Annotated in this window: 8 protein-coding genes and 2 pseudogenes; 1 reads left to right on the top strand and 9 read right to left on the bottom strand. The window is 66.5% G+C overall.

Features of this window, described 5'->3' with window-relative positions; genetic code table 11:
• Positions 1-178: pseudogene (locus BST47_RS31765) on the top strand (HNH endonuclease signature motif containing protein); the annotation flags it as partial.
• 16 nt (positions 179-194) lie between these two features.
• Here the strand turns inward: BST47_RS31765 and menE are convergent.
• The 9 genes and pseudogenes from menE to BST47_RS23535 form a co-directional block, all read right to left on the bottom strand.
• On the bottom strand, positions 195-1,289 hold the full coding sequence (gene menE / locus BST47_RS23575) for an o-succinylbenzoate--CoA ligase (RefSeq protein WP_207568676.1): 1,095 nt from the start codon (positions 1,287-1,289) through the stop codon (positions 195-197).
• A 65-nt stretch (positions 1,290-1,354) separates the two neighbouring features.
• Positions 1,355-1,447: pseudogene (locus tag BST47_RS23570) on the bottom strand (DUF3349 domain-containing protein); the annotation flags it as partial.
• A 93-nt stretch (positions 1,448-1,540) separates the two neighbouring features.
• Positions 1,541-1,912: a VOC family protein gene (locus BST47_RS23565; protein WP_083128077.1), complete on the bottom strand. Its 372-nt coding sequence runs from the start codon at positions 1,910-1,912 to the stop codon at positions 1,541-1,543.
• 23 nt (positions 1,913-1,935) lie between these two features.
• A complete protein-coding gene (locus BST47_RS23560) occupies positions 1,936-3,489 on the bottom strand; it encodes a long-chain-fatty-acid--CoA ligase (protein WP_083128076.1) in 1,554 nt (517 codons plus the stop codon).
• Complete coding sequence (locus tag BST47_RS23555) at positions 3,489-4,373, bottom strand: SDR family oxidoreductase (protein ID WP_083128075.1); 885 nt, start codon at positions 4,371-4,373, stop codon at positions 3,489-3,491. The genes BST47_RS23560 and BST47_RS23555 overlap by 1 nt, the downstream gene beginning before the upstream one ends.
• A 74-nt stretch (positions 4,374-4,447) precedes the next feature.
• The gene (locus tag BST47_RS23550) at positions 4,448-5,359 is read right to left on the bottom strand and encodes a 1,4-dihydroxy-2-naphthoyl-CoA synthase (protein ID WP_083128074.1); all 912 of its coding nucleotides are present in this window, start codon (positions 5,357-5,359) and stop codon (positions 4,448-4,450) included.
• Positions 5,356-5,817 (bottom strand): nitroreductase/quinone reductase family protein, encoded by a 462-nt coding sequence (locus BST47_RS23545; RefSeq protein ID WP_083128073.1) that lies wholly within the window; start codon positions 5,815-5,817, stop codon positions 5,356-5,358. The genes BST47_RS23550 and BST47_RS23545 overlap by 4 nt, the downstream gene beginning before the upstream one ends.
• Positions 5,818-5,827: 10 nt before the next feature.
• A complete protein-coding gene (locus BST47_RS23540) occupies positions 5,828-6,289 on the bottom strand; it encodes a nitroreductase family deazaflavin-dependent oxidoreductase (protein WP_083128072.1) in 462 nt (153 codons plus the stop codon).
• Positions 6,286-6,981: an HAD family hydrolase gene (locus tag BST47_RS23535; RefSeq protein WP_083128071.1), complete on the bottom strand. Its 696-nt coding sequence runs from the start codon at positions 6,979-6,981 to the stop codon at positions 6,286-6,288. Before BST47_RS23535 ends, BST47_RS23540 begins: the two co-directional genes overlap by 4 nt.
• Positions 6,982-7,008: the final 27 nt, after the last annotated feature.

The raw sequence follows: 7,008 nt of genomic DNA, 5'->3' as shown, positions 1-7,008 counted from the left end.
CCGCCTCGTCAACAAAGACGGCGGCTGGACCACCACCATCAACGAGTACGGCGAGGCCGAATGGCACCCACCACCCGGACTCGACACCGGCCAAACCCGCATCAACCGCTACCACCGCCCCGAACTACTCCTGCGCCCACCAGACCAGGACGACGGCAACACCGAACGCGGACCATGATTCGCGAACAGCTCTCTTACGAACCGCCGAACCGTTCCGCCAGTGCCCGCCGGTCGACCTTGCCGATGCCGCGGCGCGGGATCTCGTCGAGGATGTGGATTTCCCGCGGTGCCGCTGTTACGTCCAGTGTCGTTGCGACGTGGGCGCGGATGTCGGCCAGCGTCGGGGCGGTACGTCCCGGTGCCACGACAACCGCAGCCGCGACCCGCTGCCCCAACCGTTCGTCGTCGACGCCGAATACCACGCATTCGGCCACCGCGTCGTGCGACGCCACCGCTGCCTCCACCAGTTGCGGCAGCACGGTCAACCCACCTGTGCTGATCGCGTCGTCGGCTCGGCCCAGAACCGTGAGCATCCCCGAGTCATCAATCGCGCCAACATCATCGGTGCGAAACCAGCCCGGCTCGACGAACGGGTCGGGGTCGACGGGATTGCGGTAGCCCTTGGCCAGCGTCGCGCCACCGAACACCACGCGTCCATCATCGATACGCAACCGCACACCGTCGAGCGGCAACCCGTCGTACACGCAGCCGCCGGCGGTCTCGCTCATGCCGTACGTGCGGACCACGGGAATGCCCGCGGCCGCGGCTCGGTGTGCGACCCCGGCAGGCATCGGCCCGCCGCCGATCAGCACGGCATCCATCGATGACAACGCCGCGGTAGCGCTGGCGTCGTGCAGTGCCTTATCGAGCTGCGCAGCCACCAACGACACATAGCGCCGGCCCGAACCGAGGGAGTCGATGGCCCAAACCAGTTCTACCGCAGAGAAACCCGCCGGTATTGCGACCGGCGCGGTCCCCGCAATGACACTGCGCACCAACACCTGCAGCCCGGCCACATGATGGGCCGGTAGCGCCAGCAGCCACCGCCCTGCGCCGCCGAGGCGGGCATGGGTGGCCTCGGCGCTGGCCGTCAACGCCGACGCGGTCAGCAACGCGCCCTTGGGTGCTCCTGTTGTGCCAGACGTCGACACCACGACGGCCACATCGTCGTCGACCTCCGAGTCTGCCCGCAATGACGTTGTAATCAAGGAGGTTTCGCGCTCGTCTTCCTTCGGCACCGGCAACAGCGCCGCGCGTCCGGCGAGGGCCTTTTCCACCATCGGCAGCATCGAGAGCGCCGTAGCACCAGAGGGAACGGCGACGGCGCGGAGGACGGCTATACCTGCTCCTCGCTGAGGAGCGCGAAGAGCGGCACCCGGTCTGGGCCAGGCACGCCCTCCGGATAACCGGCGGTGGTCCACGCGACGATCCTTGGCAGAAAGGTCACAGCTCCTCCGTACTATCGGGTGCAATCTACGAATTCCGATGCTAATCGCGCCCTGGCCTCCGTGGATTGGCCATTGGCGACCGCCCACTGACGCTAGGTGCGGTTGTCGCGGCGCAGCGGATGGTTCTCGGGCACCTGCACGAAGATCAGTAGTGTCCCGTCGGGATCGGTGACGTGCATCTCGTGCAGGCCCCACGGCTCCTGGCGTGCCTCGCGGTCGATCGGTACGCCACGCCCGGTCAATTCCTGCTCGGTGGCGTAGATGTCCCGGACCTGAAGCCACATCGTCCCGCCCGCGGTCGGGGTGCCGTGGCCGGCGATCTCGATCAGTGACTGGCCGGCGTAGAACACCGTGCCCGCACCGTAGTCACGGGCGATCGCCAATCCGATCTCGTCGCGGTAGAACGTCAGTGAGCGTTCATAGTCCGCAGGCCGGATGATCATGCGGCTGGCCAGGATCTCCATACGGACGTGTCTATCACGCGCGCTCAGCCGATTCGACGGTCGACGCCCGCCCAGTACGGTTCGCGAAGCGCTCGCTTGAGCAGCTTGCCGCTCGGGTTGCGGGGCAGCACCTCGGCGAAGTCGACGGACTTGGGCAATTTGAAACCGGCGAGCCGTTCGCGCGCGTAGGCGATGAGCTCGGCCTCGGTCGGTGCGGCCCCTGCTGCGGGCACGACGACGGCCTTGACCGCCTCGCCCCACTTCTCGTCGGGGATCCCGATGATGGCCACATCCCCGACGGCGGGATGGGTCATCAGAACGTTCTCGACCTCGATGGGGTACACGTTCTCGCCACCGGAGACGATCATGTCCTTTTTGCGGTCGTGCAGATAGACGAACCCATCGCGGTCGACGTAGCCGGCGTCGCCGGTCTTCAGCCACCCGTCGTCGGTGACCGTCGTTGCCGTGGCGTCGGGGTTGTTCCAGTAGCCACGCATGTTCTGCGCCGACCGCGTCCACACCTCACCGACCGTGCCGGTGGGTACCTCGCAACCGTCGTCGCCGACGATGCGCAGCTCCACCCACGGGTAGGGCTTACCGCAGGACCGCAGCAACTCCGGACGTCGCGACGGATCGTGAACGTCGAGTTGCGTTACCGAGCCGGTCGTTTCGGTCAACCCGTACACCTGGATGAACTCGCATCCGAAGCGGTCGAGCCCCTTCATCAGCACGTCGTCGGTGATGGGCGAAGCGCCGTAGACGATGGCCCGCACGCTCGAGAAGTCGGCGCTCTCGACACCCGGCGCGCCGAGCATCATCTGGATCACCGCGGGCACCAGCAGCAAGTTGGTGATCCGATGCCGGACAACGGAATCCAGGATCGCGGCCGGATCGACGTCGCGCAGCACCACGGTGGTGGCGCCTTCGTACATTCCGACAAGCACCCAACCCGAGCCGGCCATGTGGAACATCGGCATCACCGCGAGGCTGACGCTGTCGTCGGTGAACCGCCATTGCTGGGCGATACCGCTGGACTTGCAGAGGTAGTTGCCGTTGGTCAGCATGACGCCCTTTGGCCGCCCGGTGGTGCCCGACGTGTACATCAGGAACGCGATATCGTCTGGACCCGTTGTGACACCGGGGTCTTCATTGGAATGACCGGCCAGCCAGTTCTCGAACGACTGCCACCGGTCGTGCGCTCCGATCGCCACGATGTCGCCCACCGTCGTCAGCTGATCCTCGACCGCCTCGAGATGGCCGAAGAATTCGGATCCCACGACGACGAGGCAGGCCTGTGCGTCCTCGATGATGTGCAGCATCTCCGGTGCCGCCAGCCGCCAATTCACCGGTACGCCAACGGCACCCAGCTTGGTGAGTCCGCATATCACCTCGAAGAACTCCGCGCCGTTCTTCTCGACGAAGGCGACCCGATCGCCGAATCCGACACCGGCGGCGCGGAACGCCTGGGCGACCTGGCTGGACCGTGCGTCGAGTTCGGCGAACGAGATCCTCCGTTCACCCACGATGAGCGCGGCGGCGTCGGGTCGACGCCGCGCCTGGACGCGGACGATGTCGGCGATCGTGGCGATATCGGTCATCAGCTACTGGGTTGTACGCGTTGACGTTTCATCACCGCGTTCAACGCGCCGGGGGCGAACGTGTTCACCGCCTGCGCGGTGACGGCCATCCGTGGCGCGATGCGCACCGGGCGGACCCGTGCCGCGGTGATCATCCAGTCGGCGGCCTCGTCGGCGCTCAAACCGGGCAGTCCGTCGTAGGCGCGGGTAGGTGCGATCATCGGTGTGAGGACGAGCGGGTAGAACAGCGTCGTCGAGTGCACCCCGTCGTCGCCCCACTCGGTTTCGATGATCCGGCTGACGGAGGTGAGTGCCGCCTTCGACGCGTTGTACACCGAGAACAGGGGTGACGATTCGTTGAGCACACCCCAGGTCGACACGTTGATGATGTGGCCGTCGCCACGCTGGCGCATGCCAGGAGCCAGCCCACGGATCAGCCGCAGCGGCGAGTAGTAGTTCAGTGACATCGTGCGCTCGACGTCATGCCAGCGGTCCAGGGACTCCGCCAGCGGCCTGCGGATCGAGCGCCCCGCGTTGTTGATCAGGATGTCGATGCCGCCGAGGTCGCGCTCGAGGGTGGCGACCAGTTCGTCGACGGCGTCCAGGTCCGACAGGTCGCAGGCGTGGGCCGTCGCGGTGCCGCCCTCGGCGGTGATCCGGTCGACCAATTCGTCGAGGAGTTCCTGGCGACGGGCGGCGACCACCACCGTCGCACCGCGTCGGGCGAACTTCGCCGCCGCCGCCTCACCGATACCCGACGACGCCCCGGTCAGCAGGATCCGCTTGCCCTTGAGTTCGATCTCGTCGCGGTTGGGGCGGCGCAGCATCAACTGCGGGGCCAGCGGTGGTCGCATGCCGGCCAGCAGCACCTGTTCGGAGAGCCAGCGCAGCGGGTTCTTACTCACATTCGGCCTAACCGTCATGGCGATTTCGGTGCGCTGACGTTCGCTCAGCGATCGTCAGCGCACCGAAATCGCAATCAGAAGTAGCGGGGGAACTGGCTCCAGTCCGGATCGCGCTTCTCCAGGAACGCGTCGCGGCCCTCGACGGCCTCATCGGTCATGTACGCCAATCGCGTTGCCTCACCGGCGAACAGCTGCTGACCCATCAGCCCGTCGTCGGTCAGGTTGAACGCGTACTTGAGCATCCGGACCGCCTGCGGTGACTTGCCGTTGATGGCGGCCGCCCACTCGAGCCCGACAGTTTCCAGCGCGGCATGCTCGACGACCTCGTTGACCGCGCCCATCGCGTGCATCTGCTCGGCGGTGTAGGGCCTGCCGAGGAAGAAGATCTCGCGGGCGAACTTCTGGCCGACCTGCTTGGCCAGATACGCGCTGCCGTAGCCGCCGTCGAAGCTGCCGACGTCGGCGTCGGTCTGCTTGAACCGCGCGTGCTCGCGGCTGGCCAGCGTCAGGTCGCATGTCACGTGCAGGCTGTGGCCGCCGCCGGCCGCCCAGCCGTTGACCAGGCAGATCACGACCTTCGGCATGAACCGGATCAGCCGTTGCACCTCGAGGATGTGCAGCCGCCCGGCACGCGCAGGATCGACGGACTCCGCGGTCTCACCGGATGCGTACTGGTAGCCGCTGCGCCCACGGATGCGCTGGTCCCCTCCCGAGCAGAACGCCCAGCCGCCGTCCTTTGGGCTGGGCCCGTTACCGGTGAGCAGGACGACGCCGATCTCGGGCCACATCCTGGCATGGTCGAGCACTCGATACAGCTCGTCGACGCTGTGCGGCCGGAACGCGTTGCGCACATCGGGACGATCGAAGGCCACCCGCACCGTCGGCTGTGGTTTCCCGTCGACCACATGACGGTGGTAGGTGATGTCGGTCAGGTCGAACCCGTCGACCGCCTGCCACAGTGACGGGTCAAAAGGGTTGTCCTTCATGCGTTTACCGGATCGAATCGGAACACCGGGCAGCGACCGGCGAGGGCCTCGTACTCGTCGGGGTTCGGACCGGTGATGAGGCCCGCGTTTTTCATGAAGCTGACACCGGTGGGCACCTCGACGGGAAACAGCCGAAGCAGTGGCTTGGCCTCCTCGGGCGGCAACTCGATGACGCGGACGCGCTGTGAGGTCCTGCCCTGCTTCAGTTCCGCCTCACCGGCTGCCCGCAGGTTGGCCGCCCAATCGCTGCCCGGCAGGCCGCCGAGCACATAGCGCTTCCCCTCGACGGTCATCGGAGTGATCGGCGTCGAGCGTGGCTTCCCCGATTTCCGGCCGGGGACCACGAGGATCACCGGTCCCTTCTCGCCCATCGGCAGGCCGATCTTCTGAATACCGATCATGACTTTGTTGACGTACTTCAGCCACCACGGCGGCCGGATACGCGCGCTGTCGGACATGGCTGAAACGCTACGCGACCGGATCGATGCGAAACACGGGCAGTCGTCCCGCCAGACCCACCAACTCGTCCACGGTCCCCGTCTTCAGTACGCCTGCTCGCTTCATGATCTCGACGCCGTCCGCCACCCGAACGGGGAACTCCCGGAGGATCGGTCGAGCATCCTCGGCGCTCAGTTCGACCATCCGCACTGTCTCCGACCGTCTGCCCTGGGTCAGCGTCACCTGTGCGGCGGCGCGCACGTTGCGGACCCAGTCGGCACCCGGATAACCGTTGACGACAAATCGTTTGCCGTCTATGTGCATTGGTGTGACCGGAGTCGAGCGTGGCCTGCCCGTCTTTCGGCCCGGCACCGTCAGCACCATTGGTGACTCCCGTCGTGAGATCGGCACGCCGATCCGCACCAGCCTCACGACCACTTTGTTCGCGTACTTCAGCCACCACGGCGCTCGGATCGGGTCGGGACCGGTCATAGCTGCACACCGTAATCGGTCAAGGCGGCGCGCAACCCGTCGTGGCGCTCTGCCGTCGGCAACGGATCAACGAGCACGAATCCACAGCCCAGGGCGCGCGCACCGCCGTCGGCCTCGTCGCTGTCGCCGACCATGACCGCCCGCGCGGCCTGCACGTCGAGCCGGTCCAGCGCGGTCTGGAAAATCGCCGCGTCGGGCTTGACCGCGCCGACTTCGAACGACAACACGAATTCGTGGACGAACTCGGCGGCTCCGATCGACTCGAACGCCGGCCGCACGTCGAAGGCGATGTTCGACACGACAGCGGTCTTGATGCCCTGGCTGTGCAGACCCTCCAGCACGCCGGCGGTGTCGGGGTAGGACGTCCAGTTCAGCGGGTCGATCAACAGGCCGTAAAGCGCTTCGGCCTGGTGGTCGGCCACCCCCGACTCGCGAAGGACATGCAGGTAGGCCTCGCGGTGCAGGTGCGGGGCGAGGTCACGGTTGATCCATGCGTGATGGGCGTCAGGAGGCATGTCCACGTGCTGGCCCGTGGGTGCGGTCATCCTGCGCATCAGCTCGGCCTGTACGTGGCCGTCGATCTGGCGTTCGTCGACTTCGATGCCGTGGAACCAGCTGTCGTCCTCCTCCAGCCGGAACAGCGTGCCGGAGAAATCGAACAGAGCAGCTTCGATGCGATCCACCCGCACCATGCTGCCAGGTGTGAGAATTGGCGAAAT

The sequence above is a fragment of the Mycolicibacterium tusciae genome (assembly GCF_002086795.1).
Lineage (GTDB): Bacteria > Actinomycetota > Actinomycetes > Mycobacteriales > Mycobacteriaceae > Mycobacterium > Mycobacterium tusciae.
The sequence above is the reverse complement of the archived record's forward strand: the minus strand, read 5'-3'. Positions and strand labels throughout refer to the sequence as shown.